18 protein-coding genes and 1 pseudogene are annotated in these 25,738 nt (G+C 72.2%); 9 read left to right on the plus strand and 10 right to left on the minus strand.

Annotated features, from left to right (window positions below; translation table 11 throughout):
• Nucleotides 1–214: 214 nt before the first annotated feature.
• Nucleotides 215–1,444 (plus strand): hypothetical protein, encoded by a 1,230-nt coding sequence (locus tag ACWEFJ_RS02535; protein WP_449712678.1) that lies wholly within the window; start codon nucleotides 215–217, stop codon nucleotides 1,442–1,444.
• A 109-nt stretch (nucleotides 1,445–1,553) separates the two neighbouring features.
• Here the strand turns inward: ACWEFJ_RS02535 and ACWEFJ_RS02540 are convergent, their stop codons facing one another.
• The 6 genes and pseudogenes from ACWEFJ_RS02540 to ACWEFJ_RS02565 all read right to left on the minus strand — a co-directional run bounded on the left by ACWEFJ_RS02540 (nucleotide 1,554) and on the right by ACWEFJ_RS02565 (nucleotide 6,404).
• Nucleotides 1,554–1,850, minus strand: a complete 297-nt coding sequence (locus tag ACWEFJ_RS02540; protein ID WP_449712679.1) for a helix-turn-helix domain-containing protein — start codon at nucleotides 1,848–1,850, stop codon at nucleotides 1,554–1,556.
• A complete protein-coding gene (locus ACWEFJ_RS02545; RefSeq protein WP_449712680.1) occupies nucleotides 1,847–2,233 on the minus strand; it encodes a hypothetical protein in 387 nt (128 codons plus the stop codon). Before ACWEFJ_RS02545 ends, ACWEFJ_RS02540 begins: the two co-directional genes overlap by 4 nt.
• The gene (locus ACWEFJ_RS02550) at nucleotides 2,212–3,702 is read right to left on the minus strand and encodes an NHL domain-containing protein (RefSeq protein ID WP_449712681.1); all 1,491 of its coding nucleotides are present in this window, start codon (nucleotides 3,700–3,702) and stop codon (nucleotides 2,212–2,214) included. Before ACWEFJ_RS02550 ends, ACWEFJ_RS02545 begins: the two co-directional genes overlap by 22 nt.
• A 101-nt stretch (nucleotides 3,703–3,803) precedes the next feature.
• The gene (locus ACWEFJ_RS02555; RefSeq protein ID WP_449712682.1) at nucleotides 3,804–4,436 is read right to left on the minus strand and encodes an FG-GAP repeat domain-containing protein; all 633 of its coding nucleotides are present in this window, start codon (nucleotides 4,434–4,436) and stop codon (nucleotides 3,804–3,806) included.
• A gap of 350 nt (nucleotides 4,437–4,786) precedes the next feature.
• Nucleotides 4,787–5,671: pseudogene (locus ACWEFJ_RS02560) on the minus strand (RICIN domain-containing protein); the annotation flags it as partial.
• Nucleotides 5,672–5,705: 34 nt separating this feature from the next.
• The gene (locus ACWEFJ_RS02565; protein ID WP_449712683.1) at nucleotides 5,706–6,404 is read right to left on the minus strand and encodes a hypothetical protein; all 699 of its coding nucleotides are present in this window, start codon (nucleotides 6,402–6,404) and stop codon (nucleotides 5,706–5,708) included.
• Nucleotides 6,405–6,932: 528 nt separating this feature from the next.
• Here ACWEFJ_RS02565 and ACWEFJ_RS02570 point away from each other — a divergent pair.
• Nucleotides 6,933–7,982 (plus strand): hypothetical protein, encoded by a 1,050-nt coding sequence (locus ACWEFJ_RS02570; RefSeq protein ID WP_449712684.1) that lies wholly within the window; start codon nucleotides 6,933–6,935, stop codon nucleotides 7,980–7,982.
• Nucleotides 7,983–8,030: 48 nt separating this feature from the next.
• On the plus strand, nucleotides 8,031–8,513 hold the full coding sequence (locus ACWEFJ_RS02575) for a hypothetical protein (protein ID WP_449712685.1): 483 nt from the start codon (nucleotides 8,031–8,033) through the stop codon (nucleotides 8,511–8,513).
• A gap of 310 nt (nucleotides 8,514–8,823) precedes the next feature.
• Here ACWEFJ_RS02575 and ACWEFJ_RS02580 read toward each other — a convergent pair whose 3' ends face one another.
• Nucleotides 8,824–10,647, minus strand: coding sequence for a DEAD/DEAH box helicase (locus tag ACWEFJ_RS02580; protein WP_449712686.1), 1,824 nt, complete (start codon nucleotides 10,645–10,647; stop codon nucleotides 8,824–8,826).
• Nucleotides 10,648–11,337: 690 nt separating this feature from the next.
• Here ACWEFJ_RS02580 and ACWEFJ_RS02585 point away from each other — a divergent pair.
• Complete coding sequence (locus ACWEFJ_RS02585; protein WP_449712687.1) at nucleotides 11,338–13,305, plus strand: tetratricopeptide repeat protein; 1,968 nt, start codon at nucleotides 11,338–11,340, stop codon at nucleotides 13,303–13,305.
• Nucleotides 13,306–13,592: 287 nt separating this feature from the next.
• The gene (locus tag ACWEFJ_RS02590) at nucleotides 13,593–14,753 is read left to right on the plus strand and encodes a S1 family peptidase (protein WP_449712688.1); all 1,161 of its coding nucleotides are present in this window, start codon (nucleotides 13,593–13,595) and stop codon (nucleotides 14,751–14,753) included.
• A gap of 172 nt (nucleotides 14,754–14,925) precedes the next feature.
• On the opposite strand, the gene ACWEFJ_RS02595 is transcribed toward ACWEFJ_RS02590, so the two are convergent.
• Complete coding sequence (locus ACWEFJ_RS02595) at nucleotides 14,926–15,654, minus strand: hypothetical protein (protein ID WP_449712689.1); 729 nt, start codon at nucleotides 15,652–15,654, stop codon at nucleotides 14,926–14,928.
• Between the two features lie 425 nt (nucleotides 15,655–16,079).
• Between ACWEFJ_RS02595 and ACWEFJ_RS02600 the strand changes: the two genes are divergently transcribed.
• From ACWEFJ_RS02600 to ACWEFJ_RS02615, 4 genes are all read left to right on the plus strand, one after another.
• Entirely contained in the window at nucleotides 16,080–17,300 is a 1,221-nt protein-coding gene (locus ACWEFJ_RS02600; protein ID WP_449712690.1) for a riboflavin synthase, read from the plus strand.
• On the plus strand, nucleotides 17,297–18,025 hold the full coding sequence (locus tag ACWEFJ_RS02605) for a class I SAM-dependent methyltransferase (protein WP_449712691.1): 729 nt from the start codon (nucleotides 17,297–17,299) through the stop codon (nucleotides 18,023–18,025). The genes ACWEFJ_RS02600 and ACWEFJ_RS02605 overlap by 4 nt, the downstream gene beginning before the upstream one ends.
• A 255-nt stretch (nucleotides 18,026–18,280) precedes the next feature.
• Nucleotides 18,281–18,493, plus strand: a complete 213-nt coding sequence (locus tag ACWEFJ_RS02610; RefSeq protein WP_449712692.1) for a hypothetical protein — start codon at nucleotides 18,281–18,283, stop codon at nucleotides 18,491–18,493.
• Nucleotides 18,494–18,497: 4 nt separating this feature from the next.
• Complete coding sequence (locus ACWEFJ_RS02615; RefSeq protein WP_378087245.1) at nucleotides 18,498–18,722, plus strand: hypothetical protein; 225 nt, start codon at nucleotides 18,498–18,500, stop codon at nucleotides 18,720–18,722.
• Between the two features lie 388 nt (nucleotides 18,723–19,110).
• On the opposite strand, the gene blsG is transcribed toward ACWEFJ_RS02615, so the two are convergent.
• Both blsG and ACWEFJ_RS02625 read right to left on the minus strand, forming a co-directional pair.
• A complete protein-coding gene (blsG, locus tag ACWEFJ_RS02620; RefSeq protein WP_449712693.1) occupies nucleotides 19,111–20,259 on the minus strand; it encodes an arginine 2,3-aminomutase in 1,149 nt (382 codons plus the stop codon).
• A gap of 14 nt (nucleotides 20,260–20,273) precedes the next feature.
• Nucleotides 20,274–25,313: an amino acid adenylation domain-containing protein gene (locus ACWEFJ_RS02625; RefSeq protein ID WP_449712694.1), complete on the minus strand. Its 5,040-nt coding sequence runs from the start codon at nucleotides 25,311–25,313 to the stop codon at nucleotides 20,274–20,276.
• Between the last annotated feature and the right edge of the window lie 425 nt (nucleotides 25,314–25,738).

The following is a 25,738-nucleotide window of genomic DNA, read 5'->3' on the forward strand; positions in this document are numbered from 1 at the left end:
TTGACCGGCGGTACCGCCGGCGGGACATGCCGCCGGCGACACCTCTCGGAAGAGGTGGACGGCCACGTCTGCGGCCGTGGCCGTGTCCCGCCCGCGAGACCGCGACGACTCACCGCCGGACGATTTCGTTGACCGGGGAAAGGCACTGGTATAGCGTCGCGCAGGGGTCCGGACCTCATACTGTCCCATTCTCCAGTCGAGATCGGGTGGATCTGTGAAGAGGTCGGCACTTTACGCTTTGGTTGCCATATCGCTCGTTTCCGGCACCGCGTCGGCTGTCGCCGCACCGGCTCCGGACAAAGGCGTCGCGCCGGTGCGGGACGTCATCGACGCCAACGCCTGGTCGGAGGCGGACAAGGAGGATGCACGGCGGCTCGCCGCGTTGGACCGCATCAGGGCAAGGGTGGACAGCCGGCCGGACGTCTTCGCGGGCATCAGCACGAACGGCCCCGCCGACGTCACGATCCACGTGGTGAAGGGCCGTGAGGCGAACGCCGACACCGGCGCCCTCAGGCATGAGGCGAGCCTGGAGAAGATCGCGGCGAAGGTGGTGCCCGCCGAGCGCAGCACCGCCGACCTGAAGAAGGTCGCGGACGCCATCCCGGGCACCGAGGCGCTGGCATCCACGTTGGCTTCCTACGGTATCGACCCGGCGACGAACCGGGTGACCGTCGGCGTGACCGAGCTGACCGCCGAGGTGGAGTCGGCGGTGCGGACCGAGTTCGGCGACGCGGTGTCGCTCCACGTCGAGAAGCGGCTCAAGGGGATGTCCGGAAGGTTCAACGACAGTTCGCCGTTCTACGGAGGCATCCGCTACGGCAACGTGGATGGCGCTTGCACCTACGGCTTCTCCGTGACCAATGCCCATGGCACGCGTTACGCTCTCACAGCCGGCCATTGCGGGCAGGTGGGAACCACCTACGCGGCTATGACGTCCTCAGGGGGAACCCGCAACCGGGGCGTCGGCTACACGAACTTCGGAACGATGCAGTTCCGGAGGTTCGGCGGCGGCGGCCTCGACGGCGGCCTGATCGGTGGCGTCGACTACGGCGGCCGCATGTGGGCCCACGGCAATCTCCTCGACGACGGCGACTATTCCCTCGCTGTGCGCGGCACCTCCTACTCGTGCCAGGGTTGCCGGGTCATCTTCAACGGATCGTTCAGCGGCTTGCAAACGGGATTCCTGAACGGTCCGGGTGAACGGTGCTACAGCTATGAGAACTTCAACGGGGAGATCAACTGCGGTCAGCAGATGGTCACTCCCACGGCCAGCGGCAGCCTGTGCCAACCCGGCGACAGTGGCGGGCCCGTGTTCGCGCACGACGGGCAGGGGGGTGTGATCGCGGTCGGCATCATCGCGGGCGGTGACGCCTACGGGAACTGCACCTACACGCCGGTCCAGACGCTCTTGAACGCTTGGACGAGCCAGATCACGGTCGGCTGACGCGGTGACCGGCCGGGCGCCGTCGGATCACCTCGGCGGCGTCCAGGCCGATCCCCGCCGACGTCGGGGATGTGCATGGAGGTCTTCGAGCACCACCTGGGCACAGCGATCAGGTGGGGACGAGATCGGGGATGATGCCGGCGAGCTGGGCGCGGGAGGTGATGCCGAGCTTGGGGAACATCCGGTGCAGGTGGTAGCCGACCGTGCGGTGGGAGATGAACAGGCGTTGCCCGATCTCGCGGTTGGAGTTGCCCTCCGCCGCGAGCTGGGCGATCTGGAGCTCCTGCGGGGTGAGGGCGTCGAGTGCCCGCGCCGACGGCCGCTCGGACTGCTCGCCGGGCGGCACGCAGTTCGGCGCGGGCGCGTTCTGCCCAGGGGCGCAGGGTGAGGGCGTCGAACGCGTCACGGGCGGCCCGCAGCGCGGCCCGCGACTCGGCGACGTACCGGTTCCGGTGCTGCACGCGCGCCCTTGAGGAGCAGCCGCGCGTGCAGCACCGGGAACCGCGTGCCGGTCGCGGCGAGCGCGTCCTCGACGGCGGTGAGCTGGTCGGGTTCCTCGGCCAGGAACGCCCGCGCGGCGGCGAGGCCGGCCACCACGTGCGGTCCCGGCACGCGGTGGGCGAGCCGGGCGAGTTCGGCGACGTGGCGACGCGCCTCGTCGGCCGCCTCACCGCCCAGTGCGGCGGCGGCCTCGGCCAGTTCGGCGATGGCGCCGGCGCGTTGGAGGCGATTGCGTTCCGAGGCGCGACTTTCGCGCGTACGCGCCCCTATGCCGGTTCCAGCTCCCACTCCTGGCCGTCGTAGCCGGGCTGCGGGCCGCGCTGTTCGATGGACGCGGAGCTGCGGGAGTCGACGTGCAGGAACCGGCCGCTGTCCCGGTTCGCGATCCGGTACACCGGAGCGCCGGTGGTCGCGGAGGTCACGGGGAGCAGTTGCCACTGCTGGTGCCGTGCGCCGGCGTAGGTGCGCTGGACGACGCTCGTGCCGACGGCTTCCACCACCTTGCCGCTCTTCATGTTCTCGATCGTGTAGTAGTCGACGCCCCGGTCCTGCGCCACCACGGTGAGCCGCCACCGCCGGTGGGCTTTGAGACCGCCTGGGCTCTGGTGGATCTGGGCGTCTTCGGCGGAGGACTCGTTGCGGACGCCCAGCCGCAGGCTGCTGCGCCGGTTGATCCAGGACACCACGGTGCCCGAGGCGGGGAGAGCGGGGTCCTCGGCCAGGGTGATCCGCACGACCTGCTGCCTGTCCCTGCCGGCGAGGTAGAGGTCGCCGGCGTTGTCCATGGCCATCGCGTCGAAGAACCTGGGCGTGTCGAAGGTGCGGTCGTTGGCGCGGTTGAAGCAGGAGGTGACGTTGTCCGCCACCGTGGTGATCACCCCGCTCGGGCTCACCCTGCGGATCCGGTCGTTCCTGGAATCGGCGATGTAGAGGTTGCCGGCGCCGTCGACCTCGACCCCGACCGGGCAGTTCAGGCGCGCGGAGGTGGCCGGGCCGCCGTCACCGTCGAACCCGGCGGTCCCGGTCCCGGCCACCGTGGTGATCACCCCGTTCGCGGCGACCTTGCGGACGCGGTGGTGCACCGAGTCGGAGATGTAGAGGGTCCCGGCGCCGTCCACGGCCAGCTGGATCGCGTGGGACAGTTGGGCGGCGGTGGCCGGACCGTTGTCGCCGCCGCCTCCCGACGTCCCCGACCCGGCCACCGTGGTGATCACCCCGTCGGCCGCGACCTTCCGGACGCGGTAGTTGCCGGTGTCGGCGATGTAGAGGTTGCCGGCGCCGTCCACGGCGATGCTCCGCAGGCCGAACAGCCGGGCTGCGGTGGCCGGGCCGCCGTCACCGTCGAACCCGGCGGTCCCGGTCCCGGCCACCGTGGTGATCACGCCGTTCGAGACCTTGCGCACCCGGTGGCTGTCCAGGTCGATGATGTAGAGCGACCCGGCGCCGTCGACCGCCACGTCCACGGGGTAGCTCAAGCGGGCGGAGGTGGCCGGGCCGCCGTCACCGTCGGACCCGCCGACACCGGTGCCCGCCACGGTGGTGATCACGCCGTTCGGCGCGACGACCCGGACCCGGTGGTTGTGCCACCCTGCGATGTAGAGCGAACCCCCGGCGTCCACCGCGATCCCCGCCGGGTAGCTCAGCTGGGCGGAGGTCGCGGGACCGCCGTCGCCACCCCCGCCCTGGGTCCCGTTCCCCGCCACCACGGTGGCCGTGTAGGAGGGGGGTTGCGTGGTCGTGGCGCCGGGGGAGCTCATCGCGGTTCCTCACGTTCCTCGGTTCGGTCCTGCCGCGGGTGACGTCGTCGCGCCCGCCCGCACGGCACCTGCTCGACCGGCGGCGGGCGTCGCGCCGGTGTTCACCGGGCCATGAAGCGGCGGAACAGGTTGCGGGCGACGTACACCCCCGGGCCGCCGAACCCGATGATGTCGAGGCGTCCGTCGCCGGTGACGTCGGCGAGGTGGCGGGGGTGGTGGTCGACCCGCCAGCCCCCGGCCGCCTCGTCGTGCCCGAATCCCCGGCAGACGAGTTGAGCGGCCCCGAACCCACCGCCGCGGCCGTGGGACACCCAGACTCCTTCGTCACCGAAGCCGACGATGTCGAGGGTCCCGTCGCCGGTCGTGTCGGCGAGGAGTCGGAGGTGCTTGCGCCCCGTCCACCCCTGGGCGCCCCCGAAGTCGTTGAGGACGAGACGGGCTTCCTCGAACGTGCCGTCTCCGCGCCCGCGTGACAGGACGACCCCCTGCGGGCCGAACCCGACGATGTCCACCGTGCCGTCGGCGGTGGTCTTGACCAGGAACCGCGGGTGCTCCTCGACCGAACGCCATCCCTTGTCGACCCCGAAGTCGTCGAGGGTGAACACGGGTTCGGAGAAGACCCCCTCCTCGTCCTGGAGCGACACCCAGACGCCGTCGTCGTGGAACCCGACGACGTCCAGCCGGCCGTCACCCGTCGTGTCGACCAGGGAGCGGGATGCCTGTCGACCCGCCACCCGCCGGCCCGGTCGCCGTACCCGAACGCCGGCAGGATCGGTTCGGCGTCCGCCGGCGTGAACCGCCCGTCCTGGCCCTGCCGTGACACCCGGAGGCCGTCGTCGTGGAAGCCGACGACGTCGACCCGCCCGTCACCGGTCGTGTCGACCAGGAAACGGGGGTGCCTGTCGGCACGCCACTCCCCCGCCTGCCGGCCGTGGCCGAACGCGCGGACGACCGGCTCGCCACCCATCGGCGGGAACGCGCCGTTCGCGTCCTGCGACGACACCCGGACGCCGTCGCCGTCGAACACGACCAGGTCGAGCCGGCCGTCACCGGTCAGGTCCACGAGGGAGAAGACGTCCTCGCGGCGCGAGGCGTCGTTCGAGCCCGCGACCTGGTGCAGGACCCGCTCGGTCTCCTCGAACGTGCCGTCGCCCCTCCCGGACGACGTCACGATCCCCTTGCCGGGCTTGATCCCGACGAGGTCGACCCGCCCCTGCCCCGTGAGGTCGGCGACGAAACGCGGGGCGGCCCCCGCCTTCCAGCCCGGGTCACCGCTCGGGGGCCGGGCGGCCGGGTCGCTCTCCCAACCCCCGGCGTCCGGGCGGCTGCCGAACCGCCCGAGGACCAACCGCGGGTCGCTGAAGGAGGGCGTCGCGTCGGGCGCCGGCCGCAGTGCGGTCGAGCGGACCAGTCGCCAGGACTGCCGACCGTTCCAGTGGGTTACCGGCGTCCACCGCAGCACGGGGTCGGAGGTGCGTTCGGGCGCGGCCGGGACGAACCGCCACCGCTGGCTCTCGTCGTCCTCGTCGTGCTCGCGCAGGACGAGGCGGGGTCCGTCCGGGTGCTCGGGATCGGTCAGACCGAGGACGACGTCGTCGCGGACGCACTCGATGCGGTAGAGGTCCGCTTCGCCGTCCACCGGGATGACGCGCCACTGCTGGGCCTGGCCGCCGTTCGCGGTCCGCCGGTGAACCTTCCCGTCCGCCGCGGAGGGGTTGTCGAGCACTTCGCCGCTGCCCGCGTCGCGGATCACGTACGCCTGATCCCCCGACGCCGGCTGCACGGGCACGAGTTGCCACCGCGCCGGGCTCGGGCCGCCGTCGGGGAAGTCGCGGACGACGAGGTGCCCGTCCGCGGCCGGCGGCTCCTGCGCGCCGATCGCCTTCTTCGTGGCGGCGTTGACTATTCCGACCTTGAGATCCTGCATGGGCACGGGCACCCTGCTGCCCCTTCCGGGCGGTACGGCCATTGGCACTGGCGGGTTCGCGCTGCGGCGGGCGCGGTCACGTGAAGACGTGGTGGTAGGGGACTCCCCACTCGTTCGGCAACCGGGGGTAGAAGGTGTTGATGACCGTGCCGGTGAAGTCGCCACCCCAGTTGTAGGTCACGCGCGCCTCGCTGTTCGCGGTCACGGCGTGGTCCTTGAACCCGAGGATCGTGTCCGGGTGGGTGATCGGCACGAAGGTCACACCGCCCCACGGCGTCACCGTCACGACCCACAACTGGGTGTCCTCGGGTGAGCCGTTCCTGCCGCGCCACTTCTCGCCGACCTTGGTCGGGAGACCGACCTGGACGCCGTCCGACTGGGGTTTCGGGGCGTCCTGGTGGACGGTGATCCGCCGGCGCCTCGGCTTCGGCGCACCGTCGTCGCCGCGGCCGGACGATCCCGCGGCGCCGGGACCCGCGGGATCGTCCGGCGCCTGCCCCGCGGCGCTCTCGATGAAGTACAGGGGCCTCTGCCCGAAGAAGCCGCCGGGGGTGATGTACCAGAGGTGGCCGTTGCGCTCCTTGGTGGCGGGGTCGAGCGTGGTCGCCAACTGGACGCCCTTGTCGTGGCTGTTCTCCTCCAGCTCGGCGGGTTTGAGGTACCCGCCGTTGAAGGCGTGCACGAGCATCACCGGCCGGTTCTCGACCAACGCGGCCACGATGGCGTTGTCGTAGCTGTTCACCGGCACCGGACCGCCGACCACCAGATCCGACATCGGAGTGCGTTCCTGGGTGTACACCGCTGACACCTCACCTGTTCTGAACGTGGGGCGAAACGCATCGAACACTCGATGCGGGACAAGTGGGGACACGTCCACGACTTCACGCGATGCGACCCGCGAAAGCGTGACGCGCTGGAACAGATGTCACCAGGTATACCGCACGGCGATACCGGCCACCAGAACGTCACCCGATACCGAAGTCGACCCCGGTGGCCGCAATGCTGCGGTGGATCTACCCGGACCACCCTTCGGACGTGTGTGAATGACCACGGGGGGATGCCCGTCGGCCGTCAACGGAGTGACGCAGGGTGACGGCGCGTGCAACGGAGGAGCGACCAAGAAGGGCCGCCACCAGCCCTTTACCCTGAACAGGTGCGGCGTGAGAGGTCCTGGATCCCGCGTCACACACCGTGCTAGCGTCGCGATCGACCCGTGCCGGGTTCGAGTGCGGGTACGTGAACCGCAATTACCTCCCCCAGCACGGTCCACCGCACGGTCACACACATCGGGCGAGGTCGAAGAATGCCTGCGAACACGTACAACCTGGAACGGGTAAAACGCCATCCGCTGACCAAGCGGAATCTGCGGGAACTCAACATCGCGCAGTCCTGGCAGTCCGTCCTGAACCACCCCAACCTCATCTACGTGGACCAGTCCGGAGCGCAGCACAGGCCCATCGGGTTCTCCATCAACAAGTCGAGCTTCGGCACTTTCGACGGAACCGCCAACGACCTGGGCTGGCTCGCCTACCTGCACCTGGGCGAGCCGCTGATCGAGGAACGCGGCAACGTCGACCAACCCCCGCCCGACACGTTCTCCTCCCGCTCCTACGTCAACCGCAGCGACACGTCCGCGGTGAAGTTCACCGACACGGTCAACTTCACCGTCGCCAACGCGGTCACCTGGAACCTGCAGGGGCAGGCCCAGCTGACCTTCGGCGGCAAGGCGAGCGCGTCGCTGCAGCTCCAGCTGCAGAACCAGCTCCAGTTGCAGCTGCAGAACAGCATGCAGAACAAGAACGCCAACACCGTCACCAACAAGAACAGCAAGGACAACATCGGCGTGGACAACGCCAACAACACCGAGTCGGCCACGACGAACGGGATCACCAACGGGACGACGTTCACGGTGCAGGGCAGCGCGACCGGCAGCGCCGAGCTGCACGCCCAGCTGATGTTCGGCATCACCGCCTCCGTCAGCGGCACCCTGACCACGACCTGGGGGTCGTCCTCGCAGGTCTCCGGTGACGTGAGACCGAACTCCCGGGTGCAGACCATCGCCACCCAGCGGCGCAGCCGCAAGCAGTACACCTACGAGATCCCGGTGACCTTCGACGGTTTCCTCGCCGTGCGCTACGCCGTGCCGGTGGACGTCCTGTCGCCCCCGCAGCCCGGCAACCCCGCCCAGGCCCACGTCGTCGCCCGCGACATCGGCGACATCGACCTGACCGGCAACGGCACCTTCCGCGTCAAGGGCGTGGCAGAAGTCGTGTCCGCGCTCGACGTCGACCACACGGTGTTCGAGAGCGAAACCCTGACCTACAGCCCCCGAGCCCTCTACAAGGGCCCGTGACCGGGCGATGCCCACCACTCGACGAGAACACGGCCAGAGGTGACGACCATGGTGTTCGACAACATCTTCAACTTCGCCAACGCGGGAGCGGGGATCTTCTCGGTCGACCGCGACGGGACGAAACCACGACCGGGTGGGAACGTCGACTTCGAGGACGCCGACGACGACACCTACGACGACTCCCACGGCAGCCTGTTCAGCAGCGGGATCCACGGCGCGTCCGACCGCGCCAAGGTCGTGCAGGAACAATCGCCCGAAGCACGAGCGGTGCTGGGCTTCCTCGGCGCCTTCATCGCCAACGCCCAGACCTCGGCCGCCGCACAATCCCGGTACGCCGCCAACCCGCAGTCGATGTCCGACGTGGCCTCGGCCGGCATGACCGCCTCCAGCACGACGGTGACCGGCAACAGCGACCTGAAGAAGGACCCCGACCTGGAGAACCGGCCGAAGAAGAGCGACTTCGCCCAGGCCCCCGAAGCGCCCGAGGCGAAAGCCAAGACACCGCCCGGGACCGCCAACCCCGACGCATGACCGGACGGGCCGACCGGCGTCCCGGGTACCGACTCCCACCGGTCCCGGTCGTCACCCCGTGCTGCCGGACCACATGGTCGAGCTGATCCGCGAGCCGCGGCGCCGACCGCCCGGAACGCGGGGTTCGCGGCCTCGCCGGACCGGTCCGGGACCGGCGGTTCCCGGGTTCCTCGCGCCGGCGCGGCGGCCTGGTCGGATCGGGGAAATGCGCGAAGACGGGGGCGGCGGCGGTCGAGGAAGTCCTGGGCGGCGGCCGCCACGCCGAGGTCGTGGCGGCCGAGCCGTGCTCCTGCACCTGGCAGGTGACGCGTCAGAGCCCCAGGCGCCGGTACTCGGCTTCGACCATCTCCGCCCGTTCCGCCGGGTCGATGGCCCGCGGGTCGGCGTCCTTGGTGTCGCTGGGGCGCGCGTACCGGTCGAACGCCGCGATCTTCTCGGCCTGCTTCTCCCGGATGCGCTCATCGATGGTGTCCTTGGCGAGCAGTCGGTGGACCTGGACGACGCCGACCCGGCCCATCCGGTGTGCCCGGGCGACGGCTTGCTCCTCCTTGGACGGACGCCATTGCGGTTCGGTGATGACCACGACCGACGCGGCCTGGATGTTCAGCCCCTCGCCGCCGGTCTCGATCTGCGCCAGCAGCACCGCGTGCCCGGCCTTCCCGGTGAAGTCGTCGATCAGGCCCTGCCGCCGCGCGGCCGGCGTGTTGCCGTCCAACCGGCCGACGACCCCGTCTCCGAGCCTGGCGGAGGCGATGTCGAGCACGCGGTGGAAGTACGAGAACACGATGACCTTGCGCCCGTCGTCCCGGGCCTCCTTCACGATGTCCTCCAGCCGCTCCAGCTTCTCCGACCCGTGATCGAAGGTGGCTTGGCGCATCGCCATGGCGTCCCTGGTCGCGACGGCTCCGCGGTAGGCGTCGAGGTCTCGCGCGCTCGGGAGCACCCAGTCGTCGATCTCGATCTTGTTCGGCAGCTCCGTGAGGACGTCTTCGACGTTGCGCCGCAGGTACACCGGAGCGACCCGGCGTCGGAACTCCTCGGCGTCGACGCTCGCACCCCCAACCGCCAGGCGTGCGGCCGCGTCCTTGTCGAGGTGCTCCACCAGGACGCGGAACTCCGACACGGTGTTCTCCATGGGCGTGCCGGTCAGCAGCAGGACCCGGTCGGTCCTCTTCGCCAGCTCGCGGATCTGCCTCGACTGCTTGGCGTCCGGGTTCTTCACCCGGTGCGCCTCGTCCACGACGAGCATGTCGGCGACCAGGGACGTCAGGTCGCGCACGTTGCGGACGGTGTCGTAGGTGACGATCGCGACGCCGCCCGCCTGCCGCCAGTTCCGCGTCGCGTCGGCTCGTCCGGGCCCGTGCAGGGTGTACGCGGTCAGGTCGGTGTGCTTGGCGATCTCTTGCACCCAGTTGCCCATCAGGGTCAGCGGGCAGACCACCAGGAAGCGGCGCGGCCCGGTCGCCGCCAGGTGGACCATGGCCGCCAGGGCTTGCACGGTCTTGCCCAGGCCCATCTCGTCACCGAGGATGCACCTGCGCCGCAGGACGGCGAACCGGGCTCCGAACCGCTGGTAGCCGAACAACGTCGTCTTCAGGCCCGTGGTGTCCAAGCCGACCGAGCCGACCTCGTTCCGCGCGGCCTGCGGCAGGAACCCCTGAGCGCTTTCGCGTTCGTCGAGGTCGCCCCGGCCGCCGAGAGAGGCCAGCAACGCGTCGAAGCCCGCCTTGTCTTCCGAGTACGAGTCCCATGCGGTGTCGGCGTGGACGGCGGGAGTCGTCGCCCTGGCTAACCGCTCCACTTCGGCGCGGAAGTCGCGCGTCTCCGGGGAAGTGAGGACGCCGTCCAGGTCCAGCAAGGCGTCGAGCACGCGCTGCCTGCTCGACCCCCACGTCATCGCCATGCGCCACCAACTGCGCGCCGGGGCGACGGCGCGGGCGACCGACCCCACGCGCTCGGCGAAGCGCTCCGAGCGTGCCAGCACCGCCGATCGCGTGGCGATGGCCTGCCGGAGGGCGGCGATGACGCACAGGAGGTCGGTGTGGGCGGGATCACGGCGCTCCGGGTCGAAGCGGATCCGGACCCCGCGGCGGGTCTCCTCGACCAGTTCCCGCGCCGCCTCAGCGGCTCTCACCGCGGTGTGCGGACCGACGCCGTGGTGTTGCCGCAAGGTCTCGGAGTCGTGGGGCAGGAGTTCGGCCACGCTCCTGTACCCGGCCTCCACCAAGGCCCTGAGCTTCGTCCGCTCATCCACCCACGGGCGGAGGTCCGTCACCGGACGTGCGGCCAACCGGGCGTGGACCTCGGCTTCGACCAGTCGGGCGACCTGCGCCCGGCCATCACTCCGCAGGTGCTCCGCACGCGCGGCATGAGCTGCCCCGGCTTCGACCAGGCGGTCCACTTGTCCGAGCAGTTCCCTCGCCCGTCCACGGACCGATGTGCCCGCCGCGCCCTTCCGCCCCACTTCAGCAGTGTCCACCGGAGGGGGACGACGAGGCATCGGTCATGCGGGTGTCAGCCTTCCGGACGCACACCGGTCCCGACGAACCCTCAACTTTCCAACACAGCTTCGACCTTCGCGTCCCACAACCCGGTCTCCGGGTGGGATGGCCCTCCGGGCACGTGCTGAGCACTGGCGCTGCCACAGGGCGCGCAGGACCGTCAAAAACGCAGCTCCCGCTCGACCAGGCGTCCACGTCCAGGGCGACCTCTTCGGGCTCCGCAATCCGGCGGTCCCCGCGGGGGCCGTGGGACGTCAAGGTGCCAGGACAGCCGGTCCGTGGTTCGGTCGAGGCGGGGTGCGCGCGCGACGATCGAGGATGCCGTGGGTGGCGGTGAGGTGCCGAAGACGGGCCAGGACGCCACCGCGTCCGGGAACGCCGTGGTGGTGCAGGCCGGTCGCGACGCCACGGTCACCGTCCACCGAGGGCACCCGGCGCGGGTGGCGTGGCCGGTGCGGGTCGGGCTGCCGCACACACCGGCCGACCACTACCGGCAACGCCACGCCCACACCGAACTGGTGGAGGCGTTGGCCGCCGGGCACTCGGCCGTGCTGGTCGGCGGTGGGCGGCGCGCGGGCGTGGTCGTGTCGGGGCTGGGCGGGGTCGGCAAGTCCCAACTGGCCGCCCACCACGCCTGGCGGGTGTGGCGCGACCCGGAGCTGGATCTGGCGGTGTGGGTGTCGGCGCTGTCCCGCGACGCGATCGTGACCGCCTACGCCGAGGCCGCCGCACGGGTGCTGGTCGAGGACGACCCCCGGATCGCCGACCGGCCACCCGACGAAGCGGCGGAGCGGTTCCGGGAGTGGCTGGCCGGCACGACGCGCCGCTGGCTGATCGTGTTGGACGACGTGCAGGACCCGGCCGACCTGCGCGGCCTCGACCCGCCACCCGGTCCGGGCGGGCAAGTGGTGGTGACCAGCCGACGACGCGACGCGGCGGCCGGGCGCGGCGGGCACCGGGTGATCGAACTGGACGTGTTCGCCCCCGACGAAGCCCTGACCTACCTCGCCGAGGCCCTGGCCGGCACCGCCGACGGCGGTGACCGGGACCGGCTGGCGGGGTTGGCGCAGGAGTTGGGGTGGCTGCCGTTGGCGTTGAGCCAGGCCGCCGCGTACCTGGCCGACCAGCCGCTGCTCACCGTCACCGCCTACCGGGAGGTGCTGGCCGACCGGCGCCGCACCCTGGCCGAACTCAGCCCACCCGAACACGCCCTGCCCGAACACCAACGGATCATCGCGGCGACCTGGTCGGTGTCCATCGACCGCGCCGACCGCGTCGACAACCCGACCCGGCCGGGAGGGGCGGGCCTGGCTCGCCCGCTGCTGGAGATCGCCGCCCTGCTCGACCCCAACGGCATCCCCCTCGACGTGTTCACCGCCCCGCCAGTCCTGGGCCACCTCACCACCCTCACCGGTCGGCCGGTCCGTCACGACGACGTCCACGACGGACTGACCCGACTGCACCGGTTCAACCTGATCACCCTCACCCCCGACCGCCCGGCGCGGGCGGTGGCGGTGCACGCCCTGGTCCAACGCGCCGTCCGCGACACCGTGCACCCCGACCGGCTCCACACCCTCGCCCGCACGACCGCCGACGCCCTCCGCACCATCTGGCCCACCATCGACACCACCCACCCCGACCTCGCCCAAGCCTTGCGCTCCAACACCACCACCCTTCACACCCACACCACCCCCGCCCTGCTCACTCCCGCGCTCCACGACGTGCTCCAACGCGCGGGGAGCTCTCTGAGCGGCAGCGGCCAAGTCCACGCCGCCGTCACCTACTGGAACACCCTCCACGACCACATCCGCTCCCGGCTGGGCCCCGACCACCCCGACACCCTGACCGCCCGGCACAACCTCGCCTACTGGCGGGGTGTGGCGGGCGATCCGGCGGGCGCGGTCGCCGAACTGGAGGCGCTGCTGCACGACCGGCTCCGCGTCCTGGGCACCGACCACCCCAGCACCCTCACCGCCCGGCACAACCTCGCCCATTGGCGGGGCGAGGCCGGGGACCCGAACGGCGCGGTCACCGAGTTGGCAGCGCTGCTGCAGGACAAGCTCAGGATCCTCGGACCCGACCACCCCGACACCCTGACCATCCGCGGCAACCTCGCCCACTGGCGGGGTGAGGCCGGGGATACGGCCGGCGCGGTCGCCGAACTGGAGGCGCTGGAGCCCGACCTGCTGCGCGTGCTGGGACCCGACCACCCCGACACCCGCACCACCCGCGGCAACCTCGCCCACTGGCGGGAAGTGGTGGAGCGGCAGGACGCCGACACCGACGAATGACGCCTGCCGTTCTCCGGTTGACGCGTCGAGCCGTGTCACTACGGAATGCCGAATCGGCCGTTTCGGTAACACGCTCGACACATGTGGACGATTCCACGCGCCCTTGACCTGCCAAAACAATCATCGAACGCCACCGGCTCGGCGGTATGGGCATGCCGGACCGGAAAGTATCGTTTCGGATCCGCCGGGTTCATAAACGGCGTTGCCGATCGGTTCCCGAGCTCCGCTCGCACCTCTCGGGTGACCGATCGGCGCTTCCCTGCACCCTCGCCTGAAAGGGTTGCCCAGTGAGTTCTCCGCGTATCGTCCGATTAGCCGGTGCGGTCGTCCTCGCGATCGGTCTCGCCATTCCGTCCCTGCCCGCGGTCGCCGCGCCCAGCGGTGTGGCGACCACGTCCTCCACCTCCGCACCGCGCGTCTCCCTCGGTATGGCCGAGGCGATGCAGCGCGACTTCGGCCTCACCGCCGAGGGCGTGCAAACACGCCTGGCCCAGGAGGAAAAGGCCCGTGGTGTCGAGGTCGTCGCCCGCAAGGTCTACGGCGCCGCCTACGCGGGCAGCTGGTTCGACCCCGCGACCGGCAAGCTCGCCGTCGCGGTGGCCGGTGACGCCGCTGCCGACAAGACCGGCCTCGACGTGACCGTCGTGCCCGTCGCGCACACCTACGCCCAGCTCGACGCCACCAAGACCGCGCTCGACCGGCTGGCCGGCAAGGCCGCGCCCGCCGGGGTGAACGGCTGGTACGTCGACGTGCAGACCAACACGGTCGTCGTCACCGTCAACCGGCACAAGGTCGACGCCGCCGTGACGGAGTTCGTCGACGGGGCCAAGTCCCTGCACCACGCCGTGCGCGTGGTGCAGGAGGACCACTCCCCCGTGCCCTACGCCGACGTCGTCGGCGGCTGGCCGTACTGGATCAACAACGCGGGCCGGTGCTCCATCGGCTTCGCCGTGTACGGCGGGTTCGTGACCGCAGGCCACTGCGGCACCCCCGGCTCCCAGGCCACCGACCAGTACGGCGCGCTCTACGGCTACTTCGCCGGCTCCACGTTCCCCTACTACGACTACGCGTGGGTGCGGACCGTCGCGGGCGTGAACCTGTGGGGCTACATGGAGGGCTACAACGGCTATTGGTACTACGTGCGCGGTTCCGCGCAGGTCCCGGTGGGCTCCGGCGTGTGCCGCTCGGGCTCGACCACCGGGATGTGGTGCAACTACATCCAGGCCCGCAACCAGACCGTGAACTACCCCCAGGGCGTCGTCTACAACCTGACCCGCACGAACGTCTGCGCCGAGCCCGGCGACTCCGGCGGCTCGTGGCTCAGCTCGAACCAGGCCCAGGGCGTGACCTCGGGCGGCTCGGGCAACTGCTCGACCGGCGGAACCACGTACTACCAGGAGGTCAACCCGATCCTGTCCGCCTACGGCCTGTCGCTGATCCTGTCCTGATCGCCGACACGTCCCCCATCCGTCGACCCGACCGGACTTCCTCCTCTGCCCGGAAGCCGGTCGGGTCGGCCCGGTTGTCGGGTGCGTTCGCGGCCGCAGCCGGCGACGACCGCTCGTCCAGCACGAAGGCGCGGTCGAGCACGCCTTGGTCGGGGGCGGTCGCCCGTGGGCCCTACTCCAGGTCCCACACGGTGGCCGTCACGCTGATCGACGGGGTCAGTTCGTTGGGCCCGGGGGTTCGGGTCACGGTGAAGTAGCCGACCCGGCCGTCACGGGTTCGGAGGCACGCGGTGGTGCCGCGGCGGACGGCTGTCCATTTCCGGCCGAGGTTGGTGTCCAGCAGGTTCGCGCACTGCGCCAGGTCCGGGGGGATCGCTCCGTCCCACTCGACCACGGCAACGCCCGCGACTTCGTTCTCCGACCCGTAGTAGAGGTCCCCGGTCACGGCCGGGCCGGGCGGGCTCTGGTCCAGCCACCAACCGCCGCCCGGGCCGCCGTAGCCGCCCAGCTCCAGGTTGCCCGTCCACCAGACGGTCGCAGGTGCGGGTGACGGCGTCGTCGTGGCGGTCGGCGGTCGGGTGGTTGCAGTGGATGCTTCCGGCGGGGCCGGCGACGTCGTGGTCGTCGCCGTGGTCGTGGTCGCGGGGCGTTCTGCGTCGAGCACCGGTGATCCGGTGGTCGGTCCGTTCCAGGTCGCCCAGGTGACGGCTGCTGCCGCCACCACCACCGACACGCCGACCGCAACCCACGCCCAACCCGGGACGTGCAGGTCCACGCCGTACACCTTGACGTCCCGGCCGGCCTGGTTGACGTTGGAGCCGTTCGCCGCGCTGCCCACCTGGTCGATCCGCTCCGGTCCCGGTTCGTCGCCGCTCGCCACCTTGCCCCCCATCGACCGCATCCGGTCACCATCGATACCAGACAGCGCCGGCCGCGTCGGGCGACTTCCCGATGAGGGTGTACGACCACGGCTGATGCACGCGTCACGGCGACCGACATCTGCGCCCCGACCGACCTCCGGCAGTGGGACTGCGGGAGGGTGCCGCCGGAGGCCGGACCACAACCCCGTGATCTTGCCGGTCGACGGAGGCGTGGGGCGGGCCTTCGGCCACGTTGATCCCGACCACCGGGCGGTGGTATAAGGGTTTCGGTGCGATTCCAAGGTGCGGTGGTGAGAGCCCACCGGTTCCGCCGGTGACGGCGGGACGACTCGGTGCGATTCCGAGGCCACGCGGTGAGACCCCGCCTCTGCTCGGGCCCGTTGGCGCGGCCCCTGTTCCCGCGCGCGGTGAGGACCGACCTCCCGCGGTCGAGAGGCGGAGTCACATGTACACCGGACACATCCACGAGGTCGGCACGGTGCTGGCCGTCGACCGGACGGGGATCGCGGTCAGCGCGCCCGGGACGGCCATCGCCGGCCCCGGCTCGATCTGCCTGAACGGCGTCGGGCTCACCGTCGTCCCCGACGAGCGGGGGTCGGGCGCCCTGGCGGCGGCGCTGTCGCCGGAGACCCGGCGGAGGTCCACGTTGGACTCGATCGCGCCCGGCGCGCGGGTCAACGTGGAGGCGCCGCTGGCGTTGGGCGACCGGGTGGGCGGTCACCTGGTGCAGGGCAACGTGGACGCCGTGGGCAAGGTCGTCCGGGTCGACGACGAGACGACCGCCAGGCGGTTGTGGATCAAGCCGCCGGAGCGGTTCCTCCCGCTGGTCGTCCCGAAAGGACAGATCGCCGTCGACGGGGTCAGCCTGACCGTCGCCGACGTGTCCCGCGACCGCTTCTCCGTCGCACTGGTCCCCGTCACGGTGGCGAACACCACCCTCGGCGACCTGGCGGCCGGTGATCGCGTGAACCTGGAACCAGACCTCCTCACCCGCCTGGCGCGGCGCTGGCCCGCCGACCCCGGACGCGCGGTGACCGAGGCGGTCGCGGCGCTGCCGTGGGCGGGACGCCGCTCGGGCGCGCGTGGTGTGCAGGAGGCCGTCGCGCAGCTCGCCGCGGGCGGTGCGGTGGTGGTGTGGGACCCGGACCTGGAGGGCGAGGGCGACGTGGTGTTCGCGGGGGCGAACCTGCGGCCGGAGGCGTTCACCTTCCTGCTCACCCAGGTCTGCGGCCACCCGACGGTGCCGTGCGCGCCCGAGGTGTTGGAGCGGCTGGGGATCGGTCCCATCCCCGGACCGGGTGACCGGCACGGCACCCGCGCGCACGTCCCGGTGGACCTGGCCGCCGGCGCCGGCACCGGGGTGTCCGCGGCCGAGCGCGCGGCCACCGTCCGCCGCCTCGCCGACCCGCGCGCCGTACCGGGCGACTTCATCGGGCCGGGCCACGTCTTCCCGCTCGCCGCGCGTCCCGGGGGGCTCGCCGAGCGCGGCGGCCACACCGAGTCCACCGTGGCCCTGTGCGTGGCGGCCGGCCTGCCCCCGGTCGGGGTGTGCTGCGAGGTCATGAACCCGGACGGGACCATGGCGCGGGCCGCCGACCTGGAGGTCGCCGCGCTGCGCTGGGGTCTGCCGCTGGTCGACGTGGACGACCTCCGGAAGTACCTGTGAGCACGGCGGGACGCGACCTCTACGACGACGACCGGTTCTTCGAGGGGTACCGCCTGCTGCGGGGTTCGGCCGCCGCGATCAACGACGCCGTCGAGGTCCCCGCCCTGGCACGGGTGCTGCCTCCCGTGGCGGGGGCGGCGGTGGTCGACCTGGGCTGCGGAACCGGCGCTCTGGCACGCCGGCTGGCCGACGCGGGAGCGGCGGACGTCCTGGCGGTGGACTCGTCCCGGCGCATGCTGGCGCTGTCCACCCCGCACCCGCGGGTCCGCCTGCTGCGCGCCGACCTGGACGACCTCGCGCTGCCCCCGTCCTCGGCGGACGTGGTCGTCAGCAGCCTCGCCCTGCACTACGTCGCCGACTACCCGGGGTTGGTGCGGCGGGTCGCGCGCTGGTTGCGGCCGGGCGGGCGGTTCGCGTTCTCGGTCGAGCACCCCGTCTGCACCGCGGCCGACCCCATGACCGGGTGGTTGCGCACGGAGCACGGCACGGTGTGGCCGGTCGACGACTACGCGGCGGAAGGCCCGCGGACCCAGGACTGGATCATCGAGGGCGTGCGCAAGCACCACCGGCGGGTGAGCACGCTGATCGGTGCGCTCCTCGCCGCCGGCCTGGAGCTGACCGCCGTTGACGAGCCGGTGCCGGACGTCGCGGCGCACCCCGGGCTGGCCGAGCACCTGCGGCGACCGCCGGTGCTGGTGCTGGCCGCCCGCCGCGGTGAGGGGTGAACGCGGGTCGGCGGCGCCTCCGACGTGGTGGTCGCGCGGGATGACGACCCGGAGCGGCGGCCGAGGGTGGTCCCGCACGGCCCCGGCACGCCGGTCCTCGGTCGGGGCGATCGCGGCGACGTCACCCAATGAGCGGCGACGCGGCTGCCGGCGGTCGGGATCGGTATGCCGTATCGGCCACTCGGGGGTCGGCTGTCGACGGCGGGCGGAGCGGGCCGGCACGGTGGGGGCACGTGGTCCGAGGAGGAGGCGCACATGCGCGGTGCCCTGCTGGGGTTCGTGACGGCGGTGGCCGTCGTGGTGGGCGGGGTGACCGTGCCCGCGTCCGCCACGGAGATCGGCGAGTGGGTCGGGCCGTACGACGTGTTCGAGCAGTGCGAGGCCGACCGGGAGCAGGACACCCGCAGCTCGGGCCAGGTGTGCCAGCCGCGGGTGTTCGCGTGGTTCTACTTCGCGAACGGCGTGTGACCGCGTGGCGCGCGTGAAGCTCGCCGTCGCGCTCGCCGCGGTGGTGGCGGTGGTCGTCGGTGCGCCCGCCCAGGCGGCGGGCCGGACGCGGTACGTCGCGAGCTACCCGTCGTTGGACGACTGCGTGGTGGCCGGCGCGGTGCAGCAGGGTGACGAGGGCTGGTGGGACTACGAGTGCCGTCCCGACGGGTCGGGCACCTACGCGCTCTACGCCGTCTACTACCCGTAGTGCCGGGTTTCGCCCCCGGTGCGGGCGACCACCGGCTGCTCACCACCGGCTGCTCACCACCGGCTGCCCACCGCCGGCTGACGATCCCGGGCCGTCCGATCCCGGCTCGACCTGCCGGTGATCCTGGTTGGTGGCGGGGCGAACGGCAGGTGCCGGCCGTGGGTGCACGCCGTGCGGAGGTTCGTGGAACGTCCGGACCACCAGGCCGACCGCGCCACCGACGACCGGGTTCGTCGGCGCGCGTCGTCCGGGCCACCGCCCGCCGACGACGGGGGCACGGTCAAGGCCGTGACCCCGTCACGGGTTCCGTGCCTGCGCGGAACCCGTCGGCCGGTGTGCGGTGCGCCCCTTCGATCAGCTCCGATCCCGATGTCGGGGACGGGCGGTGTCAGTCCGACGGCGGCTTGCTCACCCGGTAGTGCTCGCCGGTCACGGTCATCGTCTGGCCCCGGTAGTTGCGCAGCGCCAAGCCGTCCTCGACCACCTCGTGGTAGGGCAGGCTGACCGGGATCTTGCCGATCCGCGTGGTCAGCACGTACTGCGGCACGCCGAAGCCGGTCATGTGCCCCTGCAGGCCCTCCATGATCTCCCACCCCTTCTCGATCGAGGTCATGAAGTGGGAGACGCCGGTGACGTTGTCGCAGTGGTAGAGGTAGTACGGCCGGACCCGGATGCGCAGCAGGTCCGTCATCAACTTGCGCATCGTGTCCACGTCGTCGTTGATGCCCTTGAGCAGCACGGTCTGGTTGCCGACCGGCACGCCGTGGCGCAGCAGGCGGTCCACGGCGGCGGCCGCCTCGGGCGTGATCTCCCGCGAGTGGTTGAAGTGGGTGTTCAGCCACACCGGGTGGTACCTGGACAGCATCTCGCAGAACTCGTCGGTGATGCGCTGCGGCAGCAGCACGGGGAACCTGCTGCCGATGCGGATGATCTCGACGCTCGGGATGGCGCGCAGGCCGGAGATGATGGTCTCCAGCTTCTCGTCCCGGTAGGACAGCGGGTCGCCGCCGGTGAGCAGGACGTCGCGGATCTCCGGGTGCTCCCGGATGTAGCGGAAGTCCTCCTCGAAGTCCCCGCCCTCGTTGTCGCGGAAGTAGGTGCCCTCCACGTCGGTGGTGTGGAACTTGCGGGTGCAGTGGCGGCAGTACACCGGGCACGACTCGGTGATCAACATGATCACCCGGTCGGGGTACTTGTGCACGATGCGGTTGGTCTTGCGGTAGAACATGTCGCCGACCGGGTCCACGTCGGCGTCCGGGAACTCCAGCAGCTCGCCGTGCGACGGCACGGCCTGCAACCGGACCGGGCAGTCGGGGTCCTCGGGGTCCATCAACGACGCGTAGTACGGCGTCACGCTCCAGCGGTACTTGCCCGCCGTCTCCGCGATCGCCTCTTCCTCCGCGGGGCTGACCTTCACCCACTCGCGCAGCTTGTCGAGGTTGGTGACGCGGTTGCGCATGTGCCAGCGCCAGTCCGACCACTGCTCGGGGGTGGGCGAGCCCGGCGCCGAAGCGGGCACGGCGAATGACTCCGACATGTGTTCTCCGTTGCTCAGGAGGTGGCTGGGAGCTGCTGAAGGCGGCGTTCCCGCTTCACGACCGCGGGTTCGACCGGTCCGGCGGTCGTGGCCGTCGTCAGGACCGCGGCCAGTTCCGCCACGGTCGGTGTCTCGAAGAGCTGGCGGACGGGCAGGTCGCAGTGCAACTGCGCGCGCAGGCGGGTGACGACCTGGGTGGCGAGCAGCGAGTGCCCGCCCAGCGCGAAGAAGTTCGCGTGCACGCCGACGCGGTCCACGCGCAGCAGCTCGCACCAGATCGCCGCGACGGCCTTCTCCAGCTCCGTGCGCGGCGCGACGTGCTCCTCGCCGCCCGCGCGGTCCGGTTCGGGCAGCGCGGCCCGGTCGACCTTGCCGCTGCGGTTGAGCGGCAGCGCGGGCAGCGGGTGCACCGTCGCGGGCACCATGTAGTCCGGCAGCCGATCGCGCAGGTGCGCCCGCAGGGCTTCGGGGTCCGCGTCGCCGACGACGTAGGCGACGAGGAGCGGGCCGACGCCCGGCACGTCGCGGGCCACCACGACGGCGTCGGTGACGTCGGGGCGCGCGAGCAGGACGGCTTCGACCTCGCCCGGCTCGACGCGGAACCCGCGCACCTGGACCTGGGTGTCGAGGCGGCCGAGGTAGTCCAGCGAGCCGTCGGGCAGCCAGCGGACGAGGTCGCCGGTGCGGTAGAGGCGCTCGCCGGAGCCGAACGGGTCCGGCACGAACCGGTCCGCGGTGAGGTCGGGCCGGCCGACGTAGCCGAGGGCCACGCCCGGCCCGCCGACGTGCAGGTCGCCGGGCACGCCCACGCCCACCGGGCGCAGGTGGCGGTCGAGCACGTGCACGCGGGTGGCGGGCAGCGGGATGCCGATGGGCGGCACCCGCGACCCGGTCGCCGGCACGTCGCAGCTCGTGGTGACCACCGTGGCCTCGGCCGGGCCGTACATGTTGAGCAGGGTGAACGGCGCGTCGGCGGGGGGTCGCTTGCGCAGCGCGTCGCCGCCGGTGGTCAGCACCCGCAGCGGGCTGTCGGCGGGCCACGGCACGTCGAGCGCGAGTTCGCACAGCGGCGTGGGCAGGAACCCGATCGTGATGCGGTGCTCGGTCAGCCAGCGCACGGCGTGCTCGCCGGAGGCGGTGGTGTCCGGGTCGGCGAGGTGCAGCTCGGCGCCCGCGGCCAGGGCCGACCAGATCTCCAGCACGGACACGTCGAACCCGGTGCCCGCGATCTGCGTCATCCGGTCGTGCTCGGTCGTCGCGCAGTCGGCGTTGTACCAGTCGACGCGCAGCGCCAGCCCGCCGTGGTCGAGCAGCACGCCCTTCGGCTGCCCGGTCGAACCGGAGGTGTGGATGACGTAGGCGGCGTCGTCGGGGCCGATCGGCACGGTGGGGGCGGGCGCGGGGTCGCGCGGTTCGTCCACCGCGACGACGGGGCCCGCGAAGCCCTCGACGAGGTGCCGGGTCTCCCCCGTGACCAGCACCGCCGCCGCGCCGGCCGTGGCGAGCACCTGCGCCACGCGGGCCGCGGGGAACGCGGCGTCCACGGGGGCGTACGCCGCGCCGGCGCGCATCGCGGCCAGGGAGCCGATCACGTACTCGATCCCGCGCGGCGCGCACACCACCACCCGGTCGCCGCGACGGACGCCCAGCGCCACCAGGTGTGCGGCGAGCCGGGCCGAGAGGTCGTCCAGGTCCGCGTACGAGGTGCGCCGGTCGCCGTGCACCAGGGCGGTCGCCGAGGGTCGTCGCGCGGCCTGCGCCGCGATCCGGGCGGGCACCGGGCGCCGGCTGCCGGTGGCCGGGCGGGGCGCGCCGAACCGCCGCAGCACCAGCTCGCGCTCGGCGTCGGGCAGCACGTCCAGGTCGTGCACGCGGGCGTCCGGGTCGCGCACGACGGCGCGCAACAGCGTCTCCCACCGGTCCAGCAGCCGCACGGCCGTGGCCCCGTCGAACAGGTCGGTGGCGTACTGGAGGTCGCAGTGCAGTCCGCCGGCGTCGACCACGACGACGAACGTCAGGTCGAACATGGCCGCGTTGTCCTCGCCGCGCAGCCGCCGCACGGTCAGCCCGTCCAGCTCCAGCGCGGACCAGCTGCCCTCCTGGTAGTCGAACAGCACCTGGAACAGCGGCGTGCGGCTGGACGACCGCTCCACCCGCAGCAGCTCCACCACCTGTTCGAGCGGCAGGTCCTGGTGGGCGTAGGCGGCCGTGACGGTGTCGCGGGCACGGGCCGCCAGCTCGCCGAACGCGGGGTTGCCCGACACGTCCGTGCGCAGCGCGAGGGTGTTGACGAACAGGCCGATGACGCCCTCGGTCTCCTCGGTGGCGCGGTTGGCCGTGGTGCCGCCGACCACGATGTCGGTCTGCCCGGTGTGGCGGGCCAACAGCGCGTTGAACGCGGCGAACAGCACCAGGTACAGCGTGACGCCGTGCCGGTCCGCGACCCCGCGCAGGCCGTCGACCAGGTCGGGCGGCAGGTCGTGGAACCGGCTGCCGCCGGTGGTGCCGCGCACCGCGGGGCGGGGCCGGTCGGTGGGCAGCTCCAGCAGCGGGGGCGCGCCGTCCAGGGTGGTGGACCAGAAGTCCTGCAACCGCGCCAGCTCGGCGTCGCGCAGGGAGGCGCGCTGCCACCGCGCGTAGTCGGCGTACTGGATCACCGGCGGTGGCGGCACGGCCACGTCGCGCCCGGTCTCGCGGGCGTAGAAGGCGGTCAGCTCGCGGATGAACAGGTCCTGCGACCAGCCGTCGAACACCAGGTGGTGCCAGGTGAACGCGAGCAGGTGCCGGTCGGGGCCCGTCGGGTACACCGCGGCGCGCAGCAGCGGCCCGGAGGTCAGGTCGAACGGCCGGTCCGCCTCGCGCCACGCCTCGGCCACCGCCTGCTCGGGCGACCGCCCCGCCACCACGGCGACGGTCAGCTCCAACGCGGGCGCGATCCGCTGCATCGGCACGCCGTCCACGACGGCCACCGACGTGCGCAACGCCGCGTGCCGCGCCACGACGGCGTTGAGCGCGCGCTCCAGCGCGTCGACCCGCAACGGGCCGGTGAGGTCCAGCACCTCGGCGATGTTGTAGGCGGCGCTGTCGGGTTCGAGCTGGTCGATGAACCACAAGCGCTGCTGGGCGAACGACAGCGGCACGTCCTCCGCCGCGGCGTCGGCGCGGATCACCGACGCGTCGTCCGGCGCGGCCCCGGTCAGCAGCGGCGCGAGGTGGGCGGCCAGGTCCTTCAGCACGGGGAACCGGAGCATCTGCCGCACGGTGATCCGCACGCCCCACTTGCGCCGCACCCTCACCACGACCTTGGTCGCCAGCATCGAGTCGCCGCCCGCGCCGCGGAAGAAGTCCTCGTCCCGGCTCACCCGCCCGCGGCCGAGCACCTCGGCCCACATGGCGGCCAGCTCGCGCTCGACCGGCGTGGCCGGTTCGAGGAACTCCTCCGGGCGGGCGGGTCCGTCCGCTTCGGACCGTACTTCCTCCACGACGCCGTCCCGGCGGACGCGGGCCAGGCGACCGTCCTCGCGGCCGTCCACCCACACGCGACCCGGCACGCCGACGGGGACCGGCGCGCCGTAGCGGTCGCGCAGCACGGCCGGCACGCCGTCCAGCACGACGGTCGCCTCGGCCTCGTCGGCCAGCGCGAGGTCGCCCACCCGGGTCCCCGGGGCGGTCAGCAGCGCGTCCAGGACGAGGAGGTAGCGCGCGGACAACGCTTCGACCGTCGGCCGGTCGAACAGGTCGGTGGCGTACTCGAAGCGGCACTCGACGCCGTGGTCGTCGTACTCCACGGCCAGTTCGAGGTCGAACTTCGCGGTGTCGTTGTCCATCGCCCGCAGCCGCACGTCCAACCCGGCCATCTCCGGCGGCGGGGTGGTGGCGTTGACCGAGCACATCACCTGGAACACGGGGTTCATGCCCGCGCCGCGCTGGGCGTCCAGCGCGTCCACGACCCGGTCGAACGGCACGTGCTGGTGGGTGAGGGCGTCCAGGACCTCCGCGGTGACCCGCTCGGCGACCTGCGCCAGCGTCGGGTTGTCGGACAGGTCCACGCGGAGCGCCACGGTGTTGGCGAAGAACCCGACGGCGCTCTCCCAGTCCGAGCGGGTGCGGTTGACCACCGGCACGCCGATGATCACCCGGTCCTGGTCGCCGTACCGGTGCAGCAGCACCGCGAGCGCCGCGGTCACGCCGGTGAACAGGGACGTGCCGCCCAGCCGGGCGCGCAGGTCCGCCGGCGCGGGCACGGGCACGTTGTCGCCGCGCGTGCTCGACCCGTCCGGGCGCGGCCGGTCGGCCGGGATGCCCGCCTCGCCCAGGTGGCCGGACAGGCGCTCGCGCCAGTGCGCGAGCTGCGCCTCGAACAGCGGACCGCCCGCCTGCCCCGCCTCCCACACCGCGTAGTCGGCGTACTGGGCGGCCGGCGGCAGGTCCGCGGGCACGTGGCGCGTGCGCGCCGAGTACAGCTGCCCGAACTCGCGGAACAGGACGCCCTCGGACCAGCCGTCGGTGACGATGTGGTGCAGGTTCAGCACGAGGTGGTGCTCGTGGTCGTCCGCGCGCAGCAGCGACGCCCGCAGCAGCGGCTCGGCGTCCAGGCGGAACGGTCGGGCGGCGGCGGACCGGACGGCCTCCTCGACCGCCGCCTCGCGCTCGGCGGCGGGCAGCGCGCGCAGGTCCACCACGTCGCGCGGCAGCGCCCACGGGTCGCCGATCACCTGGTAGACCTCGTCGTCCACGACCTCGAAGGTCGTCCGCAGCACCTCGTGCCGCGCCACCAGGTCGTCCAGCGCGCCCCAGAGCGCGTCCTCGTCCAGGGGTCCGCGCAGCCGGAGCGCGAACGGCACGTTGTAGGCCGCGTTCGGCCCGTTGAGCTGGTCGAGGAACCACAGCCGGTTCTGCGCGGCCGACGTCGGGACGCGGTCGGGTCGTTCGGTAGTCCGCACCGGCCCGGCCGGCGCGCGTCCCCCGGAGGGGAGCGACCCGGCGGCGGGCGCCCCGGAGGAGAGCATCCGGCGCAGGAGCTCCCGCCTGGCTTGCGCGACACTGTCGGCCATCGTCAGTCCCCTCCGTTCGCGGGCATGCGGACGCGCCCGCCCCGGAGCGCGGCACGGCGTCATCGCGCGGTGCGACCCGACCGGGGCGCCGGGAGATTTCCGGTGCGCCACCACCCGCATTTACGTACAGGTCCGAACAGGTCGTGGAACACCCGGTCGGCCTAATCCACCCGACTACTGCGACGAACTTCGCGGCATCTCCACCCCCAGTGCTTGCCGCTTCCCCTGGCCACTACAGCAGTCACCCCAGGGGTTGTCAAGGGAGCGAACTCCGGGCGTTTTCCCAAGCCAGCACAGGCTTTTTCGGCCCGTTGCGCTCCGTCCGGAGATGAGTTACGTTGCGATGGGATAAGCGATATTCCGCGCAGTTAGCCGGACCCGTTTACCGATCGCTTTATCCACATTTGTCACCACCGTGCCGGATA

Source organism: Actinosynnema sp. NPDC004786, assembly GCF_053601135.1.